This is a genomic window from Bradyrhizobium guangdongense (genome assembly GCF_004114975.1).
GTDB classification, from domain to species: domain Bacteria; phylum Pseudomonadota; class Alphaproteobacteria; order Rhizobiales; family Xanthobacteraceae; genus Bradyrhizobium; species Bradyrhizobium guangdongense.
Genome location: NZ_CP030051.1, coordinates 4,521,473 through 4,545,316 on the forward strand (window position 1 = coordinate 4,521,473; position 23,844 = coordinate 4,545,316).

A 23,844-nucleotide genomic window follows, 5' to 3' on the forward strand; every position below is an offset into this window, starting at 1 on the left:
CTATCGTCGACCAGAACCTCTAGGAGGCGCTGATGACGTGCCGGCTGCTGGAGCCGGCAACTTCAGAAGCGAAGTTACTTCTTCTTCTTCGCGACCTTGCGGGTCTTCTTCGCAGTCTTCTTCACTGCGCTCTTCGCCTTCTTCGCCTTCTTCGCTTTCTTGGCCATGTTGCCCTCCGATGTGTGAGATGGCTTTAATCGCTGTGCGCATTCGGGGATCGAATGCACTCACCCCGAATACACCAACACGACGAAAAAAACATCTTCTGACTTAAGGAAGTGTTGACGACGCAGCGCGCGTGCGCCAGCCGCGCTTGATTTGCGGACACGCGGAGAGACGCCACTGCGATTGCAAACGCGTCGCGCAACATCGACGTCGGCAAGCGTCGCGATTGCAGGAAAACACTATGCAGCAAGTATTATTCTGTGCGCGCACATCACGCGCGATCGGTGCGAGCGCGCACGCTGCAAAGCGCGCGACTGCATCGCAAGGCGGAGTCGCGGACTCTGAGTCGCGAATGTTGGCAACGAAATTATTTTCATGCTTAACGGCGGAGGCGCGCGTCGGAGCGTGTGCAAGACGCCGTTTTGCGCGAATCGCGAGGACTGCGATTCGGTCGTCGCATCGCGCTTGGATGGGATGATGTTTGCCGTCGATGACGCGTGCGAGCGTTCGCATCGCGATGAAGCGAGGTGACGAGAGGCATCGTCACCTCGTCCGAAGGCGCGAGGCTAGACGCCGAGCTTGGACTTGAGCAGCTCGTTGACAGCCTGCGGGTTCGCCTTGCCGCCCGAAGACTTCATCACCTGGCCGACGAACCAGCCGAGCGATTGCGGCTTATCCTTCACCTGCGCAGCCTTGTCGGGATTGGCCGCGATGATGTCGTCGACAACCTTTTCGATCGCCGAAAGATCCGTCACCTGCTTCATGCCGCGGCTTTCGACCAGCGCACGCGGGTCGCCGCCCTCCTGCCAGACGATCTCGAACAGATCCTTGGCGATCTTGCCGGAGATGGTGCCCTCGCCGATCAGGTCGATGATCCCCGAGAGTTGCTCGGGCGTGACAGGAGAGCCCGTAATATCCCGGCCTTCCTTGTTGAGACGGCCGAACAGCTCGTTGATCACCCAGTTCGCCGCCATCTTGCCGTCGCGAGCGCGGTTGGCGAGCCTGTCGAGCACCGTCTCGTAGAACACCGCGCTCTCGCGCTCGGCGACCAGCACGCCCGCGTCGTAAGCCGACAGGCCGAAGTCGGCGACGAAGCGCGCCTTCTTCTGGTCCGGCAGCTCGGGCAGCTTCGCCTTGAGCTCGTCGACGAAGCTCTGCGAGAGCTCCAGCGGCAGCAGATCCGGATCGGGAAAGTAGCGGTAGTCATGCGCCTCTTCCTTGGAGCGCAACGACCGCGTCTCGCCCTTGTTGGGGTCGTAGAGCCGCGTCTCCTGGTCGATCCGGCCACCGTCCTCCAAAATCTCGATCTGGCGCCGCGCCTCATACTCGATCGCCTGGCCGATGAAGGTGATGGAGTTCAGGTTCTTGATCTCGCAGCGGGTGCCGAGCGGCCCGCCGGGCTTGCGCACGGAGACGTTGACGTCGGCGCGCAGGGATCCCTTCTCCATGTCGCCGTCGCAGGTGCCGAGATAACGCAGGATCGATCGCAGCTTGGTCACATAGGCCTTGGCCTGCTCGGCATCGCGGATGTCGGGCTTGGAGACGATCTCCATCAGCGCCACGCCGCAGCGGTTGAGATCGATCAGCGACTGCGACGGCAATTTGTCGTGCAGCATCTTTGCCGGATCCTGCTCCAGATGCAGCCGCTCGATGCCGATCGTCGCGGTCCTGCCGCCCTCGAGCTCGACGATCACCTCGCCTTCGCCGACGATCGGCGACTTGTACTGGCTGATCTGATAACCCTGCGGCAGGTCCGGATAGAAATAGTTCTTGCGGTCGAATACCGAACGCAGATTGATCTTTGCGTTGAGACCGAGCCCGGTCCGGACAGCCTGCCTGACGCATTCCTCGTTGATCACCGGGAGCATGCCCGGCATGGCCGCGTCGACGAGGGAAACTTGCGTGTTCGGCTCGCCGCCGAACGCGGTCGAGGCGCTCGAGAACAGCTTTGATTTCGAGGTCACCTGGGCATGGATCTCCATGCCGATCACCACCTCCCAATCGCCGGTGGCTCCTTTGAGAAGCTTGTGCGTGGCCGTGCTCATGTCCTGCTCCCGAGCAGCGTGGCAGCGATCCGCTCCCACTCCGCTTCCAATGAATCCTTTGCCGCGGGCTGGCCGGCCTGGCGGTACCAGTAGCCGGCGTTGCCGAGATCGCCTTCGACGCGGTGCAGATAGGCATGCACCCAGGCAGCGTCGCGGCCATTGTCGTCTTGCACAATCTTGTGCGCCCGGTCCCAATCACCCTTTGCAGCCCACCACAGGCCGGCGAGCGGCGCGTTCAGACCCGGCGCCGGCGCCGCGCCGCCGAGACTTGCGATGAAGTCGGCGACATTCACCACCACCTCGCGGGCGTGAAGCGGCCGGCGGCCTGCTCGATCACCTCGCCGAGCGAGAACAGCGTCTCCTCCTCGAACGGGCGGCCGATCAATTGCAGACCGAGTGGCAGGCCCTGCGCGTCCTTGCCGGCGGGCACCGCGATGCCCGGCAGCCCCGCCATGTTCACGGTCACCGTGAAGATGTCGTTGAGATACATCTCGACGGGGTCGGCGCCGCCCTTCTCGCCGATGCCGAAGGCCGCCGACGGCGTCGCCGGCGTGAGGATCGCGTTGACGCCCGCGGCGAAGCAATCCTCAAAGTCCTTCTTGATCAGCGTGCGCACCTTCTGGGCGCGCAGATAGTAGGCGTCGTAATAGCCGGCGGAGAGCACGTAAGTGCCGATCATGACCCGGCGGCGTACCTCGGCGCCGAAACCTGCGGCCCGGGTGTTCTCGTAGAGCTCTATGATGTTCTTGGCCGGCTCGCGCAGGCCGTAGCGGACGCCGTCATAGCGCGCGAGGTTGGACGACGCCTCCGCGGGCGCCACGATGTAGTAGGCCGGCAGCGCGTATTTGGTGTGCGGCAGCGACACCTCGACCAGCTCGGCGCCGGCTGCTTTCAGCCACTCTGCCCCTTGGCTCCAGAGTTTCTCGATCTCCGCCGGCATGCCGTCGAGACGGTATTCCCGGGGAATGCCGATCTTCATGCCCTTCACCGACTTGCCGATCGCGGCCTCGTAGTCAGGCACCGCAATATCGACCGAGGTCGTGTCCTTCGGGTCATGACCCGCCATCGAGCGCAGCAGCATGGCGCTGTCGCGCACGCTGCGGGCGATCGGACCGGCCTGGTCGAGCGAGGATGCAAAGGCGACGATGCCCCAGCGCGAGCAGCGGCCATAGGTCGGCTTGATGCCGACGGTCGCGGTGAACGCGGCCGGCTGGCGGATCGAGCCGCCGGTGTCAGTCGCCGTCGCGCCCATGCACAGCAGTGCCGCCACGGCCGAGGCCGAACCGCCGGACGAGCCGCCCGGCACCAGCGTGGTGTTGCTTCCCTCGCGCCGCCAGGGATTGCCGACCGGACCGAAGCACGAGGTCTCGTTGGCCGAGCCCATCGCGAACTCGTCATTGTTGAGCTTGCCGAGCATCACCGCGCCATCGCGCCAGAGCTGCGAGGTGACGGTGGATTCGTAGGTCGGCACAAAGTTGCCGAGGATCTTCGAGCACGCCGTGGTGCGCACGCCCTTGGTCGCGAACAAATCCTTGATGCCGAGCGGGATGCCGGCGAGCGGACCGGCGTCGCCCTTGGCGATCTTGGTATCGGCCTCGCGCGCCATGGTGCGCGCCTGGTCGGGCGTCTCCATCACGAAGGCATTGAGCACGCGCGCGGCTTCGATCGCGGACAGATGCGCGTCGGTCAGTTCGAGTGACGTGAAAGTCTTGTCGGCGAGACCCTTGCGGGCCTCGGCGAGCGTCAGCGATGTCAAATCGGTCATTTATTGATCGGGCTGCAGAAGAAAGGAGACAGGGTCTTGTCGTTGGCCGGGTCGTCTTTTTTGGCGGCTGCATTCGCGGCCGCCTGGAGTTCGTCGAGCACGGCATTGACGGCGACATCGGGATCGGCAGCCTTGCCCTGCCGCTCCATCTTGTCGAGGTAATTCATGTAGGCCTGATAGGCCTTCTCATCGTCGCAAAGCAGACACATCGGACTTTGTCCTAGGAATTATTCAACGACCTTCGGCACGAGGAAAAAGTGACCTTCGGTCGCGGGCGCGTTGGCAACGATATCGTCGGCGATGTCGCCGTCATTGACCACGTCTTGCCGCTTCTTCATCTGCATCGGCGTCACCGAGGTCATGGGCTCCACACCCTCGACATTGACCTCCGAGAGCTGCTCAACGAAGGCGAGCATGGCGTTGAGCTCGCCCTGCAGATGCGGAACCTCATCCTCGGAAACCGCAATGCGCGCCAGATGCGCGATGCGGCGGACGGTAGCGGCGTCGACGGACATTATATAAGGCCTCTCACGGCAAAACCTATGTGCCGTATAGCAGAGGCCGGTTTTGCGCCGCAACCGGCGCTAGCGCATGGTCCGGAAAAGTGCAAAGCGGTTTTCCGAAAAGACCATGCGCAAACAATAACCTGGCTCCTACCCGGCCAGCGCTTTCATGCGGGCCAGCGCCGATTTGGCGAGATCCCGGGTCAATTCGGCTGCGGGGACCTCGCGGCCGAGCGCGACGGCCTGGCCAGCCCACAGATTGGTGAAATCCACCCTGCCCTGCTTTTCGGCAGCCGCCTTCAGCGGCCCCAGCGCCGTCGCGGCATGGGGAAATGGCGGCGCATCGGGCGAGATCGGGCCGGCCTCGCGCATCAGGCGGTTCTGGACACCACGCGCCGGCCGTCCGGTCATCACGTTGGTGATAACGGTGGAATCATCGCCCGCCTCGGCGAGCGCTTTGCGACCGCCCGCGCTGACCTTGGACTCCGGGCAGCGCAGATAGGCGCTGCCGATCTGCACGCCGGAGGCGCCGAGCGCAAAGGCGGCGGCAATGCCGCGACCATCAGCGATGCCGCCGGCCGCGATGACAGGCACCTTCACGGCATCGGCGACCTGCGGCACCAGCGCGAAGGTACCGGGCTGCTCGGCGATCTCCTCGGTCAGAAACATGCCGCGATGACCGCCGGCCTCGGCGCCTTGCGCAATGACGGCATCGACGCCGCGCTGTTCGAGCCAGATCGCCTCCTTCACCGTCGTCGCCGACGAGATAACGAGACAGCCCGCCGCCTTGACTCGCTTGAGCAGCGTCTGCTCCGGCAGGCCGAAATGAAAGCTGACCACTTCCGGCTTCAGCTCTTCGACCACCTCGCAGAAGGCAGCGTCGAACGGCGCGCGGTTCGCCGCGTTGATCGGCGCCGCCGGATCGAGACCGAGCTCGGTGTAATAATCGGCGAGCCGCTGCTTCCAGCGCGCTTCGGCATCGGGCGTGAGATCGACAGGCGTGTGGCAGAAGAAGTTCATGTTCACCGGCGCCTTCACACGCTGGCGGATGACGTTGACCTGCTCGCGCGCCTTCTCCGGCGACAGCATCGCACTCGGCAGCGAACCGAGCCCGCCGCCCTCGGCCACGGCAATCACCAGTTCCGCATCCATCACGCCGGCCATCGGCGCCAGCACGATCGGGAATTCAGTCTTGAAGAGATCGATCAGTCGACGGTCAGGCCACATGGTAAGTCTCTCTTGGTTCAGGCGAGTGATGCGATGGAGTTGCGCCGGCCGGCAAGCAACTGCTCGGCCTCGGACGCAATCCGCTCGACGATCTCGGCTGCCGGTGGAATATCATGGATAAGGCCGACCGCTTCTCCGGCAAAGACGGCCGCAATTTCGAAATCGCCCCCCATTTTCGCCGCGGCATACTCCCTGGCGATCTCGTCTGCGCGCTGCATCAGCTCGATCTCGCGGCCGGTCCAGCTCTTGATATGGGTGTTGAGGAGCGTGCGCGCGGTGAACGGCGCGGGCCAGAACAGTTTTCGCGACCAATCAGGAACGACGCCGCGCACGGTGCCATTGCTGTCAGCGGTACGAATGCGCTCCTTGGCCTCCGCGGCGCCATTGGCCTCCACGCTCGCATAGAACCGCGTGCCGATCAGCACGCCGGATGCGCCCAGCATCATCATCGCCGCGAGGCCCCGGCCATCGGCGATGCCCCCGGCCGCGACCACAGGCACGCGCCCGGCGGCAAGATCGACGATCGCGGGCACGATATCGACCGTGGTGCGCGAAGCACCATGGCCACCCGCCTCGGTCCCCTGCGTGATCAAGATCTCTGCGCCGGCATCGAGTGCCTGCTTCGCCATATCTTCGCTCTGCACCTGGCAGATCAGTCGGGCCCCGCTTGCCTTGATCCGAGGCGCGAACGGCGCGGGATCGCCGAACGACAGCATGACCGCCTGCGGGCGCGCCTCCAGCGCAATGTCGAGAAGTTCGGGCTGCTTTGCCAGGCTCCAGGTGATGAAGCCGATCCCGAACGGTGCAAGGCCCTTCAGCTCGGCGGTCTCGACCTGAAGCCGGGCACGGTCACCGTAGCCACCGCCCAAAATGCCGAAACCACCGGCCTCGCTGACGGCGCGCGTCAGCCGGCTGCCCGCGATGGTGTCCATGGGCGCCAACAGGATCGGATGCCTGATCCCGAGAAGCTCCGTCAAAGGCGTGGTGATCGGCATGAGGTCTCCCACTCTGGACAGGAACATTAGGCCCAACTAGCATTCTCGAAAAATGAATTGATGCGAACGCTGCCATCACAAAAGCGAAACGACGCCATGGAACTGAGCGACCTCAAGACCTTTGCCGCGGTGGCCCGCGCCGGCGGCATCACCCGCGCCGCCGAAGAGCTCAACACGGTCCAATCCAACGTCACTCAGCGCATCAAGGCGCTGGAGGCCGAGATCGGCACGCCGCTGTTCGAGCGCCACAGCCGCGGCATGGCGCTGACCGGCGCCGGCAAGCGCCTTTTGCCCTACGCGCATCGAATGACGGCATTGTCGCACGAGGCTGTGCTCGCCGCACGCGACGATGGCGAGCCGAAGGGACCGCTGTCGATAGGCTCGATGGAGACGACGGCCGCCGTGCGGCTGCCGCCGCTGCTCGCTGATTTCCACCGCCGCTTTCCGGCCGTGCGATTGAGCCTGCGGACGTCGCCGACGGCCGATCTCGTCGCCGGCGTGCTCGAAGGCACGCTCGATGGTGCGTTCGTCGCCGGGCCCATCGCGCATGCCGACCTCGCCGCAACAAGCGCGTTTCGCGAAGAGCTGGTGCTGGTCAGCGCGCGGCGCTGGGCCTCGCTCGCCGAGTTGCGTGCCGGCACGCCGGAATCGGGCCCCACCGCGCTGGTGTTCCGCACCGGCTGTACCTACCGCCAGCGCCTCGAGCAGATTTTCGTCGAGTTCGGCTGGCCTTCGGCAGCGCGCTTCGAACTCGGTACGCTCGACGGCATGATCGGCTGCGTCGCCGCCGACATGGGCGTGACGCTGCTGCCGCGCGCCGTGGTCGAGCGCAGCGCGATGAACGGTGCCGTGACGATGCATGGCTTGAGCCCGTCGCATGCCCGCGTCGAGACGCTGTTCATCCAGCGCCGCGCCGGACATCAATACAGCGCACTGAGCGGCTTCCTGTCCTGCCTGACCGGGGATGACGACATCATCGCGGCCTGATCCACCACCGCCGCAGCGCGACGAAAGCCCAGATCGCCTCGACGAGACCGAACGGCCAGGCACCTTGCAGGAAGCCGTAGGCCGATCCAAGCGCGCACGAGGCGGCGAACAGCAAAACGAACCAATGGCTGCGGTCCTCCAAGGCATAGCAGACCAGCATCGCCGTCACGGCAAACAGGCCGAATAGTGTCAGTGCATCCATCGTTACGGGTTCACTCCGCGGCGCGACGCATGATATGCGCTAGTCCATGCCGGCTCTTATCCTGCCTCTCGTCGAAGCTGCAACCCACTGGCCCGAGCGCGGCGGGCTGATCGGCCTTGACTTGGGTACCAAGACCATCGGCGTCGCCGTGTCCAATCCGGACCGCCGGCTTGCGACCGGTGTCGAGACCATCCAGCGCAAGCAGTTCAAGCAGGACGCTGCCCGTCTGCTCGCGATCGCCAACGAGCGGAAGGTCGTCGGCTTCGTGCTCGGCCTGCCCATCAACATGGACGGCAGCGAGGGGCCGCGCGCGCAGTCGACCCGGGCGTTTGCCCGCAATCTCGCCAATTTGACGACGCTGCCCATCGGCCTCTGGGACGAGCGCCTCTCGACCGCGGCGGTCGAGCGCGAGTTGATCGGCATGGACGTCAGCCGCGCCAAGCGCGCCGAGGTGATCGACGAGCACGCCGCGATCTTCATCCTGCAGGGCGCGCTCGACCGGCTCGCAAATCTCCGCACGGCCCCGGGGAATGGCTGATCCATGGCGGTCGTGATCGCGGCGCTGCTGCCGGTCTTCATTCTCATCGTGCTCGGCGTGGTGCTTCGGCACAGCCTGATGCGGCTCGACACCCAGTGGCACGGGCTGGAGCGGCTGACCTATTTCGTGCTGTTTCCGATGCTCTTGATCCAGACGCTGGTGAAGGCAGACCTTACAAAAGTGCCGGTCGCCGGCGTCGGCGGCGCGCTACTGCTGTCGGCACTGACGATGTCGCTGCTCTGCCTCACGCTGCGCCCTGCCCTGGCGCGGCTCGGCATCGACGGCCCCGCCTTCACCTCGATCTTCCAGGGCGCGACGCGCTGGCAGACCTATGTGGCGCTATCTGTGTCCGCCAACCTGTTCGGCGAAGTCGGACTGGCGCTCGCCTCGGTGGCGATGGTCGCGATCATCCCTCTGGTGAACGTGTTCAGTGTTGCCGTGCTCGCGCATTACGCTTCGCCCGAGAAGCAATCCGCCCGCGCCATCGTCATGACGGTGATCCGCAATCCGCTGATCTGGGCATGCGCGATCGGTCTTGCCATCAACGTCCTCCATCTGCCGCTGCCAAAAATCTGGCACGAGGTCGCGGACGCGCTCGGCCGCTCCTCGCTCGCCATCGGCCTGCTCGTCACCGGTGCCGGCCTGCAGCTCAAGGGCCTCCTCCGCCTGAGCCTGGGCGCAACTCTCGGCGTGGCATTCAAGCTGGTCCTGATGCCCGTGCTCGCGCTGGCGCTTGCCGTCTGGTTCGGGCTGTCGGGCACCAACCTCGCGATCGTCGCGATCTGCGGGGCGGTGCCGACCTCGCCCAGCGCCTATGTGCTCGCCCGCCAGATGGGCGGCGACGCGCCGCTGCTGGCGCAGATCATCACGCTGCAGACGATCCTGGCGGCAATCACCATGCCGATCGCGATCGCGCTGGTGGCGTGAGCGCTAGATGTACGGTCCCATCAAGAAGAAGAAGGCTATATTGTACGTCGAGTGCATAATCACCGCCAGCCAGGTTGAATTCCAGCGCCAGCGGAAATAGCCGAGCGCAAGTCCATCAAGGAAAATATACAGGCGCGAAAGCCAATCGTATGGGTGGACGACGCTCCATAGGATTGACGTGAGCACAATCGTTCCGATCGGCCCAAGAAAAGTTTTTGACCAACCGCGAAACATAAAGCCTCGAACGACGAGCTCCTCGACGACCGGGGCTGCAATGCAGCCCGCGACAAGCATGAGCAGCAATCCGCCTGCACCGCCGCCCACGACATACGCATTCGTGCTCGGCTCCTGCCCACCGACAACGGCGTACGCGATCAGAGTCTTGAGGAGAAACATAACGACCGAGACGCCCAAGGCCACCATAATCTCGCGAGGACGCGGCCAATTCAGAGCCAAGTACTCGGAGAACTCCCTTCCCGCCTCTCGGATCGCAATCCAAAGAACTGCGACAGCAACAGGAGCCGACGCAATTTTGCCCGCGCTCTGCCAATTTGGCTGATTCCATAAGACGTCGATCTGGTCTGACGACAGACCTTTCATCGCGCTCGGTATGCTCAAGATGACGGTCAGTATGAGTTGGCCTGCAACGATATGAACGCCATACGCGACCAGGACGACGAACAACGTCTCCATGAAATCCCATGTCCGAGGCGGCCGGGTCGAGCCAGCGGCCGGCGGGAGGGCGTTTGGGAGATCGGACATGCGAGCTTTCCGCGACAACGTCGCAGCGAAGGTGGGAAATAGTTCTACCTAGCCTATCCGAGGATTGTCGGGCGGACAATTCCGACCGAGCACCATGGTGAGAGGCCGCCCTGTGTCTGACGACCCCGTCTCAGCTCCCCAACCACATCGTCAGCACCACCGCGGTCATGTTGTTCAGCGCATGCAGCAGGATGGTGAGCCAGAGCGAACCCGCGCGGTAGCGCATATAGCCGAACCACAGGCCGATGGAAAACACCTCGGCGAGGAAGTAGAGATCGTATTGCAGATGCACCGCCGTCCACACCAGTGACGACAGGATGATCGCGCCGGGCACGCGCAGGAAGCTCTCCGACCAGCCACGGAACAGGAAGCCGCGCGCCAGCACCTCTTCCGACATCGGCGCGGCCACGCTGAAGGCGAAAAGCATCAACAGCGCAGCGCCGTTGTCGCGGCCGGATTTCAACAGATTGGTCATGAAGCCCGGCGTGGCCTCGCGGCCGAGGGATCGCGAAACCACCTCCCAGGCCAGCACGGTCAGCAGCAGCCCGGCCGCGCCGAGCAGGAATTGCCGCCAGCTCGGCCAGTACAGCGCGAGGTAGTCGGCGAAGGATGCCTTCTTGATGCGAATGGCGAGCCACACCGCCGCGAGCGTCGCCGGCAGGCCCATGATGACCGAGAGTGCCAGCGCCTGCGGCTCGCGGCCGACGACCTGCACCGAAGCAAGGTCCATCGGCAGGCCGCGCAGCCCCACCAGCAGAACGACGGCGCCAAGCTGGCCGACGAACATGGCGAAGAAAATGCCGAGGCCCCACAGCGCCGTGCCCCAGAATTTCCAGACGCGCGGCAGCGCCGGCGTCTCGACGAGCGGCGGATGGTCGGGATTGAGGGAGTCCATCAGGAGGCTTTCGGTTGGAAGGCTCACGGCAGCGCCCGCTCGAGCAGCGCACGCACATCGCCGCTCTCGAGCTCGACCGCGCCGTACATGCTGGCATGACTACCGGCAAGCCGCGTGGCAGCGAAAAGTTCAGCGTGGTGAGACGAGACGCCGTTCAGCGCCGCAGCCGCGGCCAGCAGCGCCAGCTTCTCGACCGCGAGCCGCGCGACGCGCTCGCCGTCGGCGCGGCGGAAGGTCTTGCCGATGAACGCGACGGCCTCGCCCGCCCCGGACAATCCTTTCGTCTCGGCCGCCAGGGATTGCAGCACCGACATCGCCGCCTCGGGCTCGCGCGAGAGCGCGCGCAGCACGTCGAGGCACATGACGTTGCCGGAGCCTTCCCAAATCGCGTTGACCGGTGACTCCCGGTAGTGGCGCGCCAAAATGCCGTCCTCGACATAGCCGTTGCCGCCGAGACACTCCATGGCTTCGTAGAGGAATGGCGGCGCGCTCTTGCAGGTCCAGTATTTGATCGCCGGCGTCAGCAGTCGCATATAGGCGGCCTCTGCCGGATCATGGGGCGTGCGGTCGAACGCGAGGCAGAGCCGCATCACCAGTGCCGTGCTCGCTTCCACATGCAGCGCCATGTCGGACAGCACCGCCTGCATCAAGGGCTGGTCGGCCAGATGCTTCTGGAACACACTGCGGTGACGGGCGTGGTGCAGCGCATGCGCAAGGCCCGATCGCATCAGCCCGACCGAGGCAATCGCACAATCCTGCCGCGTCAATTGCACCATCTGGATGATGGTGCGGATGCCCCTGCCCTCCTCGCCGACGCGCTCGGCATAGGCGCCGACGAACTCCACTTCCGAGGATGCATTGGAACGATTGCCGAGCTTGTCCTTCAGCCGCTGGAACTGAATCGCGTTGACGGATCCGTCAGGCGCAAAGCGCGGCATGAAAAAGCATGTCAGTCCGCTATCTGCCTGCGCCAGCACCAGGAACGCATCGCACATCGGCGCCGACATGAACCATTTGTGGCCCGTGATGCGGTAGGTATTGCCGTCGCGCACCGCTCGCGTCATGTTGGCGCGCACGTCGGTACCGCCCTGCTTCTCGGTCATGCCCATGCCGAGCGTCATGCCGCGCTTGTCCCGCCATGGCACGAAGCTGGGGTCGTAACTCCTGGTCGACAGAACCGGCATGACACGCGCCAGCAGATCCGGCTGCATGGCCAATGCGGCGACAGAGGCACGCGTCATCGTGATCGGGCAGAGATGGCCGGTCTCGACTTGCGCAGCCATGTAGAATTTTGCGGCACGAATGACCTCGGCCGCATCGCCCGCGGGCTTTCCATCCGCGGTCCACGTCGAGATGTGCACGCCCGCATGGGCGCTGTGTGCCATCAGCTCGTGGTAGGCGGGATGAAACTCGACCTGATCGCGGCGATTGCCCTTGGCGTCGAAAGTGCGAAGCTTCGGCGTGTTCTCGTTGGCAATACGCCCCCGGTCGGCCATCGCCGCCGAGCCCCAATGCTTCCCGAACGCTGACAGCTCCTGTTCCGCCGCTGCGCCGCCATTGGCCTTCACCGCTTCGACCAGCGGGCGATCCACGGCGAACAGATCGACGTCCTCGAACGGAGGCGATTGGTTGAAGACCTCGTGGGTTGCAAAGCTGGGCTGGGTCATCTGGTTTCCTTGGCAGACTCAGTTCCGCCGCGGCTGGATCGGGAAATCATAGGCTGCCCCGCCCGCCCCCGGCAGGGAAAAATGCCACCACTCCTTCGAATAGTTCACAAAGCCTTGCCTCGCCATCGCGGCCACCAGCCGCTTGCGCCAGGCGCGCTGTTCCTTCGTGATCGACGGTGCTGCGGTATGCCCCATTGCATCGGTGCAATCATAGCCGGTGCCCATGTCCACACTGCCCTCCGGCAGCCGCGCCGCGGCCGGCGCGGTGCAATCCGCGTAGGATCTTGAAGGATCGATCTTGGCGGCATTGTCGGCCTTGAGATCGACCAAAGTGAGGTCGAGCGCAGCACCGGTGGAATGCTGCGAGTGGCTTGCGATATAGCCGAGACGAAACAGCTCGGTTTTCGGGATCCGCGGATTGTAGCGCCGCTCGGCCGCGGTCTCACGGCCGTTCTGCGACCACTTTACCATGTCGAGCGAGGCGCGCGCCGGCCGGTAGCAATCGAACATCTTCAGCGACAGGCTCTGTGTCGCCAGCTCCTGCTGAACCGCCTTCAGCCGCAGTCCCACCTCCTGCTTCACCACGCATTCTCCGGCGTTGTAACCGGCCAGCGGACGACCGACGAAATTGTTCGACGTCGCATAGCGGATGTCCTGGATGATGGTGGGATCGACGTCGCGCAAATAGACGAAACCACCGGGAAGGGATTGCGCTGAAGCAGACGTGACTGTGGTTATCGCAATGACCGCAATTAGAAGTGATTTCAACTTTGCCTCCGCATCGTCATGGCCGGGCACAGCCGTCTGAAGGACGGCGTCGCTTCCGTTAGCCTATGCCCGGCCATCCACGCCCTTTTTGCGACGCTGATGCAAGAACGTGGATGCCCGGGACGAGCCCGGGCATGACGGAAATTGAGGGCCCAAACCCGACAGATCGGGGGATAACTCACCGCCCCGGCTTTGGCCCTTGCTCCCCCAGCCATCCGCGCCTATAGCTCTCGCTTTAATGACATCGAAATCGACCTTCGTCCTCGGCCACCGGCATTTGCTGGGCATCGAGGGCCTTTCCGCGGCCGACATCACCGGCCTCCTCGACCTGTCCGAAGAATATGTCGAGCTCAACCGCCAGGTTGACAAGAAGCGCACGGTCCTGCGTGGACGGACGCAAGTAAACCTCTTTTTCGAAGCCTCGACCCGGACCCAGTCCTCGTTCGAGCTCGCGGGAAAGCGCCTGGGTGCCGACGTCATGAACATGTCGGTGTCCTCCTCGTCCATCAAGAAGGGCGAGACGCTGGTCGACACCGCGATGACGCTGAACGCCATGCACCCCGACATCCTGGTGGTGCGCCATCACGCCTCCGGCGCGGTGGAACTGCTGGCGCGCAAGGTCGACGGTTCCGTGATCAATGCCGGCGACGGCGCGCATGAACATCCGACCCAGGCGCTGCTCGACGCCCTCACCATCCGCCGCAACAAGGGCCGGATCGAGGGCTTGGTGGTCGCGATCTGCGGCGACGTGCTGCATTCGCGTGTCGCGCGCTCCAATATCATCCTGCTCAACACGATGGGCGCCCGGGTCCGCGTGGTCGGCCCCTCCACGCTGCTGCCGCCCGGCATCGAGCGGATGGGCGTCGAGGTCGCGCGCGACATGCGCGAGGGCCTCAACGGCGCTGACATCGTCATGATGCTGCGGCTTCAGCGCGAGCGCATGAACGGCTCGTTCGTGCCGTCGACTTCCGAATATTTCCACTATTTCGGGCTCGACCAGAAGAAGCTCGGCTATGCCAAGCCCGACGCACTCGTGATGCATCCCGGCCCGATGAACCGCGGCGTCGAGATCGACACCGCGGTCGCCGACGGCGCCCAGTCCCTGATCCGCGAACAGGTGGAGATGGGCGTGGCCGTGCGCATGGCGGTGCTGGAAGCGCTCGCCCGTAACCTGCCGAACGCGTGATGGCCATGCTGATCGACCGCCGCCCCATCCTGCTCGCCAACGCCCGCGTCGTCGATCCCTCCAGGGATTTCGACGGCCCCGGCGACGTCCTGATCGCCGACGGCATCATCCGAGAAACCCGCCGCGGCATCGGTGCGGCCGGCATCCCCGAAGGCACCGACGTCGTCAATTGCTCCGGCAAGATCGTCGCACCGGGCCTGATCGACATGCGCGCCTTCGTCGGCGAGCCCGGCTTCAGCCATCGCGAAACCTTTGCCTCGGCTAGCCAGGCGGCCGCGACCGGCGGCATCACCACCATCATCTGCCAGCCCGACACGGCACCGGTGATCGACAATTCGGCGACGGTCGACTTCGTGATGCGCCGCGCCCGCGACACCGCGATCGTCAACATCCAGCCGATGGCGGCGCTCACCAAGGGCATGCGCGGCGAGGAGATGACCGAGTTCGGCCTGCTCAAGGCCGCCGGCGCCGTCGCCTTCAGCGACGGCGACCGCAGCGTCACCAATTCGCAGGTGATGCGGCGCGCGCTGACCTACGCGCGGGATTTCGACGCGCTGATCGTGCATCACACCGAGGATCCCGACCTTGTCGGCGAAGGCGTGATGAACGAGGGCGAGTTCGCTTCGCGCCTCGGCCTGATGGGCATTCCGAAGGCCGCCGAGGCCATCATCCTCGAACGTGACATGCGCCTCGTCGCATTGACCGGCGGCCGCTACCACGCCGCCGCGCTGTCCTGCATCGAGTCGCTCGAGATCCTGCAGCGCGCCCGCGACGCCGGCCTTGCCGTCAGCGCCTCTGTCTCGATCAACCATCTTGCGCTGAACGAAAACGACATCGGCCCGTACCGCTCGTTCCTGAAGGTGTCGCCGCCGCTGCGCGCCGAGGACGACCGCCGCGCGATGGTCGCCGCCGTCGCCTCCGGCCTCGTCGACGTCATCATGTCCGACCACAATCCGCAGGACGTCGAGGTCAAGCGCCTGCCCTTCGCCGAAGCCGCTCCCGGCGCGATCGGCCTCGAGACCATGCTGCCGGCGGGCCTGCGCCTCGTCCATAACGACGAGATGGACCTCAAGACGCTGATCCGGGCGATGTCGACAAGGCCGGCCGAACTGCTCGGCCTGCCGGGCGGAACCCTGCGCGTCGGCAGCCCGGCCGACGTCGTCGTGATCGACCCCGACGTGCCCTGGGTGGTTGATCCCGCCGACCTCAAATCGCCGTGCAAGAACACCCCGTTCGACGAAGCCCGCTTTACGGGTCGCGCCATCAGGACCATCGTCGGCGGGCGAACGGTGTACGAGCATGTCTAATGGGCGCTGGCTATGTCAGCCATGGAGACACGGCCATGGGGCTTGATGCATTCCTGCCGGTGGCCTTCGTCATCGGCTATCTCTTCGGCTCGATTCCGTTCGGGCTGATCCTGACCAGGCTCGCCGGCACGCAGGATCTGCGCTCGATCGGCTCCGGCAATATCGGCGCCACCAACGTGCTGCGCACCGGCCGCAAGGGCCTTGCGGCAGCGACCCTGCTGCTCGACGCGCTCAAGGGCACCGCGGCAGTGGTGATTTCGGGCTACATCGCCGGTCCCAATGCCGCGATGGTGGCCGGCCTCGGCGCCTTCCTCGGCCATCTCTTCCCGGTCTGGCTCAAATTTCGGGGCGGCAAAGGCGTCGCGGTCTATATCGGCATCCTGCTCGGCCTGTTCTGGCCGGCGGCGCTGGTGTTCTGCCTGATCTGGCTCGCAACCGCGTTCACCACCCGCTATTCCTCGCTCTCGGCGCTGGTGGCGGCCTTCATCACGCCGCTGTTCCTGTGGTGGTTCGGCCACCTCGCACTGGCCTCGCTGTCCGTCGTGCTGACACTGCTGCTGTTCTACATGCATCGCGAGAACATCAAGCGGCTGCAATCAGGAAAAGAAGGCCGCATCGGCGAAAAGGCTTAAGTCGCGCTTCTCGAAACAAGAAGCCGGAAAAAGTACGGATACCGCCGCACCTCTTCCGCATTATATGCCAAATCCTGTTCGCAACTCGGCGCCTGCTCACGGCTGGGAGTAGCGGACAGGTTCCATGCCTGTCATCCTGACGGGCAAATGGCGTTACGCGGTTGCTCAGAATGAGCGAGAAGATTGTCGGCACGCATGATGACGGTGGCTCGCAGGGCACTGCGGCAAGCCGGCTGCTCCTGACCACCAACATCTGGTCCGACGCGCCCGCGCCCAAACCCGATCCTGTTCTTTCCCCAGCGCCGCCGCCCGCTCCCGCGCCGCAAGCGCCTGCTCCGGCTGTAACGGCGACCGCGCCAGTCGAGCAGCCTCGTTCCAATCGATGGCCGCCGCGAAAACTCTCGCTGGCGCTGCAGGGCGGCGGCACCTTTGCCGCCTTCACCTGGGGCGTGCTGGAACGGCTGCTGGAAGAGCCGTCCATTGAATTCGACACGATCAGCGGCGCCAGTGCCGGCGCCATCAACGCGCTGCTGCTCGCCGGCGGCCTTGCCGAAGGCGGCCGCGAAGCGGCGCGCGCACGGCTGAACAGGTTCTGGGTCCGGCTGATGCACGAGGCCTCGTTCCGTTCGCTGATGCTGCTCGGCGGCTTCTCGCCGGCCGGAAGCTCGGTCGCGTTCGGGCCGACGCTGCGCTCGGGCCAGTTCGATCCGTTCGACCTCGATCCGCTGCGCCAGGCGCTGTCGCGCGACATCAATTTTGAAGCCCTGCGCGACGCAAAATGCCCGAAGCTGCTCATCGCTGCGACGCGGATCCGCGACGGGCAGCAGCAGATTTTCGGCAACGATGCTGTGACCGCCGACGTTGCGCTGGCCTCGACCTGTCCGCCCCTGGTTCACTGCGCCGTCGAGATCGACGGTGAGGCCTATTGGGACGGCGGCTTCGGCGGCAATCCGCCGCTGATCAAGCTGGCGCAGCAATCGACGACCGCCGATTTGCTGCTGGTCCAGGTCACGCCGACGCGCGACGGCTACGTGCCGATCACGCTCGCCGCGATCGATCGCCGGCTCGACCAGATCGCCGCCAATGCCGCGCTCAACGCCGAGATCGCCGCGATCGCATGGGCGCAAGTCTCTGCCGCGCCAGCGCTGCGCCTCTCCAGGATCGCGGCAGAAGATCATGTTGACGGACTTGCGCAGCGCTCATCCACCGATCTCGGCCGCGGTTTCATACGCCTGCTGCACCGAAGCGGCCGCGCTGCCGCCGAGCGCTGGCTCGGCCAAGGTGCCGTGAGCGCGAAAGCCCAGCACGCCTCGCCCGCGGCCGAGCCCGCGCTAGCCTGATTTCGCCAGCGCGTTCTCCAAAAACCACGCTGCCGAAAGCGCGCCGGGATCATTGCCGAAGCGCGCGATCACCTGCACGCCGACAGGCAGGCCGCCGATCTTCATCACGGGCACATTGACGCAAGGATTGCCCATCAGCGTCCACAGCCTGTTGTAGCGAGGCGAACCGGTCGAGGCGAGCTCCTTGGCCGGCGCGGTACCCGGCGCGGAATAAGTCAGCAGCACGTCGAACCCTTCGAACAGTTCGCCGAGTTCGCGGCGGCCGCGACGCGCGATGCGGCGGGCGTCGTCGTATTCCTTCGGCGTCAGCCCGACGGTCTCGTCGAGGCTGGCGCGCAGCATCGGCGCGATCTCGTCGTGATGCTGGTCGTACTCCCAGGCGAGCGCGCGATGCGCTTCAAAATCCTGGATGATGGGATGGATGCGCCAGGCTTCCTTGACCGCCTCGGGCAAATCGATGGTGTGCACGCTGGCGCCGGCCTTCTCGGCCGCCTTGATCGCAGCCAGCAGTCCCTCTTCGGCCGCCGGCTCCACGGCCTCGGCGAACTCCTGCCTGACCACGCCGATGCGCGGCGACTTCGCCGGGACTATGTCGGAGAACTCCGTCCGGCCGGTCATCGCCAAAAGGCCGCGCGCGAGATCTTCCGCGCGCGACCCGAACAGGCCGACCGTGTCGAGCGCCCACGAATAGCATTTCACGCCGACCGTCGGCAGCATGCGGAACGACGGCTTGATCGCCGCAGCCCCGCAATAGGCGGCGGGCCGGATCACCGAGCCGCCGGTCTGGGTCCCCAGCGCCAGCGGGATCATGCCGGCGCCAACGGCTGCCGCCGAGCCCGAAGACGAGCCGCCGGGCGTATGACCGGGATTGTGCGGATTGAGCGTCGGCGTCGGATCGCGCGAGGCGAAAGCCGTGGTCGTGGTCTTGCCGATGATGGTGGCCCCCGCCCGCTTCAGCATCATCACCACAGGTGCGTCGCTGCGCGGCTGCCAGCCGCGATAGATCTCCGAGCCCATCTCGGTCGGCATATCGGCGGTGTCGATGATGTCCTTGATGCCGACTGCGATACCGCGCAGCGGGCCGGCGGCTTGCGCCTTCGCAGCCTTGTCGTGCCGGACGAAGGCGCGGACGCCCTTCTCCCTGGCCTCGATCGCCGCGTGCGATTGCGCGATGGCGTCATCGGGCGAAAGCTCCCCCGCTTCGATGCGGCGCTGGAGGTCGGCAAGTGAGATCATGGCAAAATCCTTCTTATTGGCATCGCTTTTAGCATCGGGGCGAGACCGCGCAAGCGCACGTCCCTGTTGCCCACGCCCTCAGGTTGTTCCATGCTGCGCCTGCAAGGAGACGCCGTGGACGCTATCAATCCCAATGTGGAGCTGACCGAGCAGGAGCGGATCGACCGCCTGCGGCTGATCCGCTCCGACAATGTCGGGCCGCGCACTTTTCGCTCGCTGGTCGATCACTTCGGCACGGCGCGCGCCGCGCTGGAGCGGCTGCCCGACCTGGCGCGCCGCGGCGGTGCACAGCGATCCGGGCGCATCTGTAGCGTGGACGAAGCGAAGGCCGAGCTCGCCGCGAGCCGCCAATGCGGCATCGCCTGGCTCGCGCCCGAGGAGGACGGCTATCCGGCGCGTCTGGCGACGCTCGACGATGCCCCGCCGCTGCTCGCCGTGCGCGGCGACACCAGGACGTTGATGCGGCCGATGATCGCGATCGTCGGCTCGCGCAATGCCTCCGGCGCCGGCCTCAAATTCGCCGGCCAGCTCGCGCGCGAGCTCGGCGAAGCCGGCTTCATCACCATTTCGGGGCTCGCCCGCGGCGTCGACCAGGCTGCGCATCGCGCCAGCGTCGAGACCGGCACCGTCGCGGTGCTCGCCGGCGGGCACGACTGCATCTATCCGCCCGAGCATGGCAACCTGCTCGCCGCGATTCTCGATCATCAGGGCGCTGCCATTTCCGAAATGCCGCTCGGCCACGAGCCACGCGCCCGCGACTTCCCGCGCCGCAACCGGCTGATCTCGGGTGCCGCGCTCGGCGTGGTCGTGGTGGAGGCGGCGCACCGCTCGGGTTCGCTGATCACCGCGCGGATGGCCGCCGAACAGGGGCGCGAGGTGTTCGCGGTGCCCGGCTCGCCGCTCGATCCCCGCGCCGCCGGCACCAACGATCTGATCAAGCAGGGCGCAACGCTGGTCACGGAGGCGTCCGACATCATCAACGCGGTGCAGCCGATCATGGAGCGGCCGCTGATGATTCCCGCCCGCGAGCCCGACAGCGAACCGTTCGAAAGCGATCCGCAAGCGCACGATCGCGACCAGATCACTGACCTGCTCGGCCCCACCCCGATCTCGATCGACGATCTCGTGAGGATGTCCGGCGCCTCGGCCGCGATCGTGCGCACCGTGCTGCTGGAGCTTGAGCTTGCCGGTCGCCTCGAGCGTCACGGCGGCGGTCTGGTGTCGCTGATCTAGAAACGAATTGAGTTCTGTAGTTGCCGGCCCAGAGCTCGGCTCACCTCTCCCGTACGGAGAGGTGAGCCACTGAGAGCCGACCCAGCCGACGCTCTACGCGTTGTTGCGCTCGTCGAAGCGGGTGCGCGCGGAGGCAATCTGCTCCTGATGCTTGATCGCCCACTCGCCGAGCGCCTTCACCGGCTGCTGCAATCCGCGGCCGAGGTCGGTCAGCTCGTAATCCACGCGCGGCGGAATGGTCGGGAAGATCGTGCGCGTGACCAAGCCGTCGCGCTCGAGGCCGCGCAAGGTCAGGGTCAGCATCCGCTGCGAGATGCCGTTGATCATGCGCTTCAGCTCGTTGAAACGTTTCGGCCCGTCGCTGAGCATCATGATGACGAACACGCTCCATTTGTCGCCGACGCGGGACAGCACGGAGGCAACCCCGCGGCAGTCCGCGTGGTTGGGATCCGGCATGGGTTCGGGCCTTTGATTTGGCCTTGGCGCGGCAGGCAAATCGCTGTGCTTCGGTTTCAATGATGTGCCCATGGCTCAAAAAAGTGCGTTCTTGCGGGGATTTTGACAGTCACTCATGTAGTGCGGGTTACAAATCTATACCATGGGTGACCCCAAATGAAACTGCTCCATATCGACTCCAGCGTACTCGGCCCCCACTCTGTCTCCAGGCAAGTTTCCGCCGCCATCGTCGCGCGTCTGCGCCAGGCGAGCCCCTCGCTCGACATCGTCTATCGCGACCTGGCCCAGATCCCGCTCGCCCACCTCTCCGGCTCGCACCTCGCGGCTGCGCAAGGCGCGCCTGCGCCTGCGGAACTCGCCCCCGACCTTGCCGCGAGCGCAGCGGTGCTCGACGAGTTTCTCGCGGCCGACATCGTCGTGATCGGCGCGCCCATGTACAACTTCACCATTCCGAGCCAGCTCAAGGCCTGGATCGATCGCATCCTGGTGGCGGGGAAGACCTTTAAATACGGCGCGACCGGACCCGAGGGGCTTGCCGGCGGCAAGCGCGTGATCGTGGCGATTTCACGCGGCGGTCATTACGGCGCCGAGACGCCCTACGCGGCCGGAGAGCACCTCGAATCCTATTTGCGCTGGGTGTTCGGCTTTATCGGGATCACGAGCGTCGAATTCATCCCTGCCGACGGAATCCAGCTCGGCCCCGAGCATCGCGAGAAAGCGATCACCGGGGCGCTCGAGGCGGCAACGAGCCTCCGCGCCGCCTGAGGTCACGTCGACATCATCAGCCGCCAAAGCACCTGCGGCGGCTGATACACCAGCCGATGGTCCTCAATGCTAAAGCCAATAGCCCTGTACGCCCAGGATGACGGCAACGAGGGACATGAGCAGGCCGATACCGGAGAAGATGGCGACCCCGATGAACTCCGACGTGTCGGAGCGTTTGGCGGGAACCGTGGAGCGTTCGGTGTAAATACGCGGTGCTGAAATCGGCGAAGCAATGCGGGCTGCTTTCGGCATAACGGACTCCTTTTAAAAATGAGTCTTTTGATCCCCGGCCCGTAGAAGGGTCTTTGCAACGCGCGCGAAGGTTCAACAAATCGCGCAAGCTTCCGAAAATACATCTCAAGAGACGAGGGAACCGGCCGGCGCAACCGTTTGCGGATTGCGGCGGCCGATTCAGCTTCAGATCACTGATCAGCCGCGATAGATCGGCGCGCCGCTCGGCGATGCCACCGCGCCGCCATCGACGAAGATCTCCTGGCCCTGAATGTGCGCGGCATCGTCCGAGGCAAGGAACAGCACTGTCTTTGCAATGTGATCCGGCTCGCCGATGCGGCCGAGCGGCGTCGACAATGCGATGCGCTTCTCGAACGCTTGCTCGGCTTCGGGCGTTGCGACTGCCGCGCCCCAGATCGGCGTGCGGATCGCGCCGGGCGCGACCACGTTGACGCGGATGCCGCGCGGCGACAGTTCCGAAGCCATGATCCGTGCCATCGCCCGCACGCCCGCCTTCGCCGCGCCGTAGGCCGAGTAGCCGGGAATGCCGAGTACTGAGATCACCGATCCGTTGAGGATGATCGAAGCGTTGTCATTGAGATAAGGCAGTGCCGATTGCACCGTGAAGAACACGCCGGTCAGGTTGGTGCTGATCACCTTCTCGAACGTCTCGAGCGTCGCCGAGCCGAGCGGCGTGCTGCCGGGAATGCCGGCGTTGGCGAACACGATGTCGAGCTTGCCGAATTTTTCCGCGCCTTGCCTGATCGCAGCCTCGGTCGCCGCGACGTCGGTCGCGTCGGCGACAACGGCCAGCGCATTGGCCCCCAGCTCCTTCGCGGCAGCATCCAGCGTCGCCTTGTTGCGTCCGGTGATGATCACCTTCGCCCCCTCGGCCACGAACAACTTCGCCGTCGCCAATCCAATGCCGCCATTGCCGCCGGTAATCAGGGCCGTCTTGCCTTTCAGTCTCACGCTCGCCTCCGCATAGTTGCATGATTAAACCAGATTGCCATCTAGGCTTCATGGTTTTATAATGCAACCACACAAGCGCGTGATCGGCGCTCAAGCTGCGCGAACGCGACAGGATGAAAGCGATGGTGAAACGAACCAGCTTCGAAGGCGATTCATGCCCGATCGCGCGCTCGCTTGAGGCGCTCGGCGATTGGTGGTCGCTCTTGATCATTCGCGAGGCGTTGTTCGGGCTGCGTCGCTTCGGCGAATTCCAGAACAAGCTCGGCATGGCCAAGAACATCCTGGCGGCGCGGCTGCGCTCCCTCGTCGACCACGGCATTCTCGCGACCGCCCCTGCCTCCGACGGCAGCGCCTACCAGGAATATGTGCTGACGCCGAAGGGCCGCGGCACCTTCCCGATCCTGGTGGCGCTCCGGCAATGGAGCGAGGAATTCGACGACCACCCCGAGGAGATCGCGACCATCCTGGTCGATCGCGCCAGGGGACGGCCGGTGAAGAAGCTCGAAATGCGCGCCGAGGACGGGCGATTGCTGAGTCCCGCCGATACCACGCTGAAGCCGCGGCCCGCACCGCGACGGCGGAGCAGTGCGCTCAACCGTTAATCCGTCACCCTGAGGTACTCGCCCCTTCGGCGGGCCTCGAAGGGCGACGGCCCGGCTGACAGCTCGGCCGCACATCCTTCGAGGCTTCCGGCGCGATGCTTCGCATCACGCCGCTTGCACCTCAGGATGACGGGACTAACGAAGGCCCCCTTCACGACAGCTTGCGCTTGCTCCGCAGCCGCAGATGCTCGTCGGCTTCGAGCTTGGTCATCCCCAACAGATAATGCAGCACATCGAGCTTGTGCCGCTCGGCGAGCTTGCGCAAGGCGCCGACCTGCTCGGCGATGAAAGCCACGGCTTCATCGACGCCGCCCTCCCCCGGTTCCTCGCTGCGCGAGCCTGCCCTCGCGCCTGAAGCGGCGCGCGCCCGTTTCTTTCCTGGCTTTGCCACCAGCCCCACCCGAATCCATGCCCCACGGAAACCTTACGCCGACATCG

Annotated in this window: 27 protein-coding genes; 10 read left to right on the forward strand and 17 right to left on the reverse strand. The window is 65.2% G+C overall.

Annotation, left to right across the window (positions count from 1 at the left end; all coding sequences use genetic code 11):
- Positions 1-731: 731 nt before the first annotated feature.
- The 7 genes from gatB to X265_RS21690 all read right to left on the reverse strand — a co-directional run bounded on the left by gatB (position 732) and on the right by X265_RS21690 (position 6,700).
- On the reverse strand, positions 732-2,210 hold the full coding sequence (gatB, locus tag X265_RS21660) for an Asp-tRNA(Asn)/Glu-tRNA(Gln) amidotransferase subunit GatB (protein WP_128966653.1): 1,479 nt from the start codon (positions 2,208-2,210) through the stop codon (positions 732-734).
- Entirely contained in the window at positions 2,207-2,509 is a 303-nt protein-coding gene (locus tag X265_RS21665; protein ID WP_128966654.1) for a hypothetical protein, read from the reverse strand. Before X265_RS21665 ends, gatB begins: the two co-directional genes overlap by 4 nt.
- Complete coding sequence (gatA, locus tag X265_RS21670; protein ID WP_128966655.1) at positions 2,500-3,975, reverse strand: Asp-tRNA(Asn)/Glu-tRNA(Gln) amidotransferase subunit GatA; 1,476 nt, start codon at positions 3,973-3,975, stop codon at positions 2,500-2,502. Before gatA ends, X265_RS21665 begins: the two co-directional genes overlap by 10 nt.
- Positions 3,972-4,184: a hypothetical protein gene (locus X265_RS21675; RefSeq protein ID WP_128966656.1), complete on the reverse strand. Its 213-nt coding sequence runs from the start codon at positions 4,182-4,184 to the stop codon at positions 3,972-3,974. Before X265_RS21675 ends, gatA begins: the two co-directional genes overlap by 4 nt.
- An 18-nt stretch (positions 4,185-4,202) precedes the next feature.
- The gene (gene gatC, locus X265_RS21680; RefSeq protein WP_063194894.1) at positions 4,203-4,490 is read right to left on the reverse strand and encodes an Asp-tRNA(Asn)/Glu-tRNA(Gln) amidotransferase subunit GatC; all 288 of its coding nucleotides are present in this window, start codon (positions 4,488-4,490) and stop codon (positions 4,203-4,205) included.
- Positions 4,491-4,628: 138 nt separating this feature from the next.
- Positions 4,629-5,705: an NAD(P)H-dependent flavin oxidoreductase gene (locus X265_RS21685; RefSeq protein WP_128966657.1), complete on the reverse strand. Its 1,077-nt coding sequence runs from the start codon at positions 5,703-5,705 to the stop codon at positions 4,629-4,631.
- A 17-nt stretch (positions 5,706-5,722) separates the two neighbouring features.
- Positions 5,723-6,700: an NAD(P)H-dependent flavin oxidoreductase gene (locus X265_RS21690; protein ID WP_128966658.1), complete on the reverse strand. Its 978-nt coding sequence runs from the start codon at positions 6,698-6,700 to the stop codon at positions 5,723-5,725.
- Between the two features lie 96 nt (positions 6,701-6,796).
- Here X265_RS21690 and X265_RS21695 point away from each other — a divergent pair, with 96 nt between their 5' ends.
- Positions 6,797-7,687, forward strand: a complete 891-nt coding sequence (locus tag X265_RS21695) for a LysR family transcriptional regulator (RefSeq protein ID WP_128966659.1) — start codon at positions 6,797-6,799, stop codon at positions 7,685-7,687.
- Here X265_RS21695 and X265_RS21700 read toward each other — a convergent pair.
- A complete protein-coding gene (locus tag X265_RS21700; protein ID WP_128966660.1) occupies positions 7,674-7,889 on the reverse strand; it encodes a hypothetical protein in 216 nt (71 codons plus the stop codon). The genes X265_RS21695 and X265_RS21700 overlap by 14 nt on opposite strands.
- 46 nt (positions 7,890-7,935) lie before the next feature.
- On the opposite strand from X265_RS21700, the gene ruvX reads away from it, so the two are divergent.
- Both ruvX and X265_RS21710 read left to right on the forward strand, forming a co-directional pair.
- On the forward strand, positions 7,936-8,427 hold the full coding sequence (gene ruvX, locus X265_RS21705; protein WP_128966661.1) for a Holliday junction resolvase RuvX: 492 nt from the start codon (positions 7,936-7,938) through the stop codon (positions 8,425-8,427).
- Positions 8,428-8,430: 3 nt separating this feature from the next.
- Entirely contained in the window at positions 8,431-9,354 is a 924-nt protein-coding gene (locus X265_RS21710) for an AEC family transporter (protein WP_128966662.1), read from the forward strand.
- 3 nt (positions 9,355-9,357) lie between these two features.
- Here X265_RS21710 and X265_RS21715 read toward each other — a convergent pair whose 3' ends face one another.
- The 4 genes from X265_RS21715 to X265_RS21730 form a co-directional block, all read right to left on the reverse strand.
- Positions 9,358-10,047, reverse strand: a complete 690-nt coding sequence (locus X265_RS21715; protein WP_244659351.1) for a CPBP family intramembrane glutamic endopeptidase — start codon at positions 10,045-10,047, stop codon at positions 9,358-9,360.
- 199 nt (positions 10,048-10,246) lie between these two features.
- Entirely contained in the window at positions 10,247-11,011 is a 765-nt protein-coding gene (locus X265_RS21720) for a CPBP family intramembrane glutamic endopeptidase (RefSeq protein ID WP_128969360.1), read from the reverse strand.
- Positions 11,012-11,034: 23 nt separating this feature from the next.
- Complete coding sequence (locus X265_RS21725) at positions 11,035-12,678, reverse strand: acyl-CoA dehydrogenase family protein (protein ID WP_128966663.1); 1,644 nt, start codon at positions 12,676-12,678, stop codon at positions 11,035-11,037.
- A gap of 18 nt (positions 12,679-12,696) precedes the next feature.
- The gene (locus tag X265_RS21730; RefSeq protein WP_128966664.1) at positions 12,697-13,446 is read right to left on the reverse strand and encodes a M15 family metallopeptidase; all 750 of its coding nucleotides are present in this window, start codon (positions 13,444-13,446) and stop codon (positions 12,697-12,699) included.
- Positions 13,447-13,684: 238 nt separating this feature from the next.
- Between X265_RS21730 and X265_RS21735 the strand changes: the two genes are divergently transcribed.
- The 4 genes from X265_RS21735 (at position 13,685) to X265_RS21750 (ending at position 17,911) form a co-directional block, all read left to right on the forward strand.
- On the forward strand, positions 13,685-14,632 hold the full coding sequence (locus X265_RS21735) for an aspartate carbamoyltransferase catalytic subunit (RefSeq protein WP_092291136.1): 948 nt from the start codon (positions 13,685-13,687) through the stop codon (positions 14,630-14,632).
- A gap of 5 nt (positions 14,633-14,637) precedes the next feature.
- Positions 14,638-15,939 carry a dihydroorotase gene (locus X265_RS21740; protein WP_128969361.1) on the forward strand — a complete coding sequence of 434 codons (1,302 nt, stop codon included), beginning with the start codon at positions 14,638-14,640 and terminating at the stop codon, positions 15,937-15,939.
- A 35-nt stretch (positions 15,940-15,974) separates the two neighbouring features.
- Positions 15,975-16,571, forward strand: a complete 597-nt coding sequence (gene plsY, locus X265_RS21745) for a glycerol-3-phosphate 1-O-acyltransferase PlsY (RefSeq protein WP_128966665.1) — start codon at positions 15,975-15,977, stop codon at positions 16,569-16,571.
- Positions 16,572-16,741: 170 nt separating this feature from the next.
- Positions 16,742-17,911 (forward strand): patatin-like phospholipase family protein, encoded by a 1,170-nt coding sequence (locus tag X265_RS21750; protein ID WP_164938732.1) that lies wholly within the window; start codon positions 16,742-16,744, stop codon positions 17,909-17,911.
- Here X265_RS21750 and X265_RS21755 read toward each other — a convergent pair.
- Entirely contained in the window at positions 17,903-19,147 is a 1,245-nt protein-coding gene (locus X265_RS21755; RefSeq protein ID WP_128966667.1) for an amidase, read from the reverse strand. The genes X265_RS21750 and X265_RS21755 overlap by 9 nt on opposite strands.
- Positions 19,148-19,237: 90 nt before the next feature.
- On the opposite strand from X265_RS21755, the gene dprA reads away from it, so the two are divergent.
- A complete protein-coding gene (gene dprA / locus X265_RS21760) occupies positions 19,238-20,380 on the forward strand; it encodes a DNA-processing protein DprA (RefSeq protein WP_128966668.1) in 1,143 nt (380 codons plus the stop codon).
- A gap of 93 nt (positions 20,381-20,473) precedes the next feature.
- On the opposite strand, the gene X265_RS21765 is transcribed toward dprA, so the two are convergent.
- On the reverse strand, positions 20,474-20,908 hold the full coding sequence (locus tag X265_RS21765) for a winged helix-turn-helix transcriptional regulator (protein ID WP_128966669.1): 435 nt from the start codon (positions 20,906-20,908) through the stop codon (positions 20,474-20,476).
- 84 nt (positions 20,909-20,992) lie between these two features.
- On the opposite strand from X265_RS21765, the gene X265_RS21770 reads away from it, so the two are divergent.
- The gene (locus X265_RS21770) at positions 20,993-21,601 is read left to right on the forward strand and encodes an FMN-dependent NADH-azoreductase (protein ID WP_128966670.1); all 609 of its coding nucleotides are present in this window, start codon (positions 20,993-20,995) and stop codon (positions 21,599-21,601) included.
- Positions 21,602-21,670: 69 nt separating this feature from the next.
- Here the strand turns inward: X265_RS21770 and X265_RS21775 are convergent, their stop codons facing one another.
- Positions 21,671-21,853 carry a hypothetical protein gene (locus tag X265_RS21775; RefSeq protein WP_128966671.1) on the reverse strand — a complete coding sequence of 61 codons (183 nt, stop codon included), beginning with the start codon at positions 21,851-21,853 and terminating at the stop codon, positions 21,671-21,673.
- 177 nt (positions 21,854-22,030) lie between these two features.
- Positions 22,031-22,804: a glucose 1-dehydrogenase gene (locus X265_RS21780; protein WP_128966672.1), complete on the reverse strand. Its 774-nt coding sequence runs from the start codon at positions 22,802-22,804 to the stop codon at positions 22,031-22,033.
- Between the two features lie 122 nt (positions 22,805-22,926).
- Between X265_RS21780 and X265_RS21785 the strand changes: the two genes are divergently transcribed.
- Positions 22,927-23,406: a winged helix-turn-helix transcriptional regulator gene (locus X265_RS21785; protein WP_128966673.1), complete on the forward strand. Its 480-nt coding sequence runs from the start codon at positions 22,927-22,929 to the stop codon at positions 23,404-23,406.
- 151 nt (positions 23,407-23,557) lie between these two features.
- Here the strand turns inward: X265_RS21785 and X265_RS21790 are convergent, their stop codons facing one another.
- Positions 23,558-23,797 (reverse strand): hypothetical protein, encoded by a 240-nt coding sequence (locus X265_RS21790; RefSeq protein ID WP_128966674.1) that lies wholly within the window; start codon positions 23,795-23,797, stop codon positions 23,558-23,560.
- Between the last annotated feature and the right edge of the window lie 47 nt (positions 23,798-23,844).

Bases quoted from the DNA above. Each gene is read 5' to 3' on its own strand.
- gatB (WP_128966653.1), bottom strand. From the start codon at position 2,210: ATGAGCACGGCCACGCACAAGCTTCTCAAAGGAGCCACCGGCGATTGG.
- gatA (WP_128966655.1), bottom strand. From the start codon at position 3,975: ATGACCGATTTGACATCGCTGACGCTCGCCGAGGCCCGCAAGGGTCTC.
- X265_RS21675 (WP_128966656.1), bottom strand. From the start codon at position 4,184: ATGTGTCTGCTTTGCGACGATGAGAAGGCCTATCAGGCCTACATGAAT.
- gatC (WP_063194894.1), bottom strand. From the start codon at position 4,490: ATGTCCGTCGACGCCGCTACCGTCCGCCGCATCGCGCATCTGGCGCGC.
- X265_RS21685 (WP_128966657.1), bottom strand. From the start codon at position 5,705: ATGTGGCCTGACCGTCGACTGATCGATCTCTTCAAGACTGAATTCCCG.
- X265_RS21690 (WP_128966658.1), bottom strand. From the start codon at position 6,700: ATGCCGATCACCACGCCTTTGACGGAGCTTCTCGGGATCAGGCATCCG.
- X265_RS21695 (WP_128966659.1), top strand. From the start codon at position 6,797: ATGGAACTGAGCGACCTCAAGACCTTTGCCGCGGTGGCCCGCGCCGGC.
- X265_RS21700 (WP_128966660.1), bottom strand. From the start codon at position 7,889: ATGGATGCACTGACACTATTCGGCCTGTTTGCCGTGACGGCGATGCTG.
- ruvX (WP_128966661.1), top strand. From the start codon at position 7,936: ATGCCGGCTCTTATCCTGCCTCTCGTCGAAGCTGCAACCCACTGGCCC.
- X265_RS21710 (WP_128966662.1), top strand. From the start codon at position 8,431: ATGGCGGTCGTGATCGCGGCGCTGCTGCCGGTCTTCATTCTCATCGTG.
- X265_RS21715 (WP_244659351.1), bottom strand. From the start codon at position 10,047: ATGGAGACGTTGTTCGTCGTCCTGGTCGCGTATGGCGTTCATATCGTT.
- X265_RS21720 (WP_128969360.1), bottom strand. From the start codon at position 11,011: ATGGACTCCCTCAATCCCGACCATCCGCCGCTCGTCGAGACGCCGGCG.
- X265_RS21725 (WP_128966663.1), bottom strand. From the start codon at position 12,678: ATGACCCAGCCCAGCTTTGCAACCCACGAGGTCTTCAACCAATCGCCT.
- X265_RS21735 (WP_092291136.1), top strand. From the start codon at position 13,685: ATGACATCGAAATCGACCTTCGTCCTCGGCCACCGGCATTTGCTGGGC.
- X265_RS21740 (WP_128969361.1), top strand. From the start codon at position 14,638: ATGCTGATCGACCGCCGCCCCATCCTGCTCGCCAACGCCCGCGTCGTC.
- plsY (WP_128966665.1), top strand. From the start codon at position 15,975: ATGGGGCTTGATGCATTCCTGCCGGTGGCCTTCGTCATCGGCTATCTC.
- X265_RS21750 (WP_164938732.1), top strand. From the start codon at position 16,742: ATGAGCGAGAAGATTGTCGGCACGCATGATGACGGTGGCTCGCAGGGC.
- X265_RS21755 (WP_128966667.1), bottom strand. From the start codon at position 19,147: ATGATCTCACTTGCCGACCTCCAGCGCCGCATCGAAGCGGGGGAGCTT.
- dprA (WP_128966668.1), top strand. From the start codon at position 19,238: ATGCTGCGCCTGCAAGGAGACGCCGTGGACGCTATCAATCCCAATGTG.
- X265_RS21765 (WP_128966669.1), bottom strand. From the start codon at position 20,908: ATGGGCACATCATTGAAACCGAAGCACAGCGATTTGCCTGCCGCGCCA.
- X265_RS21770 (WP_128966670.1), top strand. From the start codon at position 20,993: ATGAAACTGCTCCATATCGACTCCAGCGTACTCGGCCCCCACTCTGTC.
- X265_RS21775 (WP_128966671.1), bottom strand. From the start codon at position 21,853: ATGCCGAAAGCAGCCCGCATTGCTTCGCCGATTTCAGCACCGCGTATT.
- X265_RS21785 (WP_128966673.1), top strand. From the start codon at position 22,927: ATGGTGAAACGAACCAGCTTCGAAGGCGATTCATGCCCGATCGCGCGC.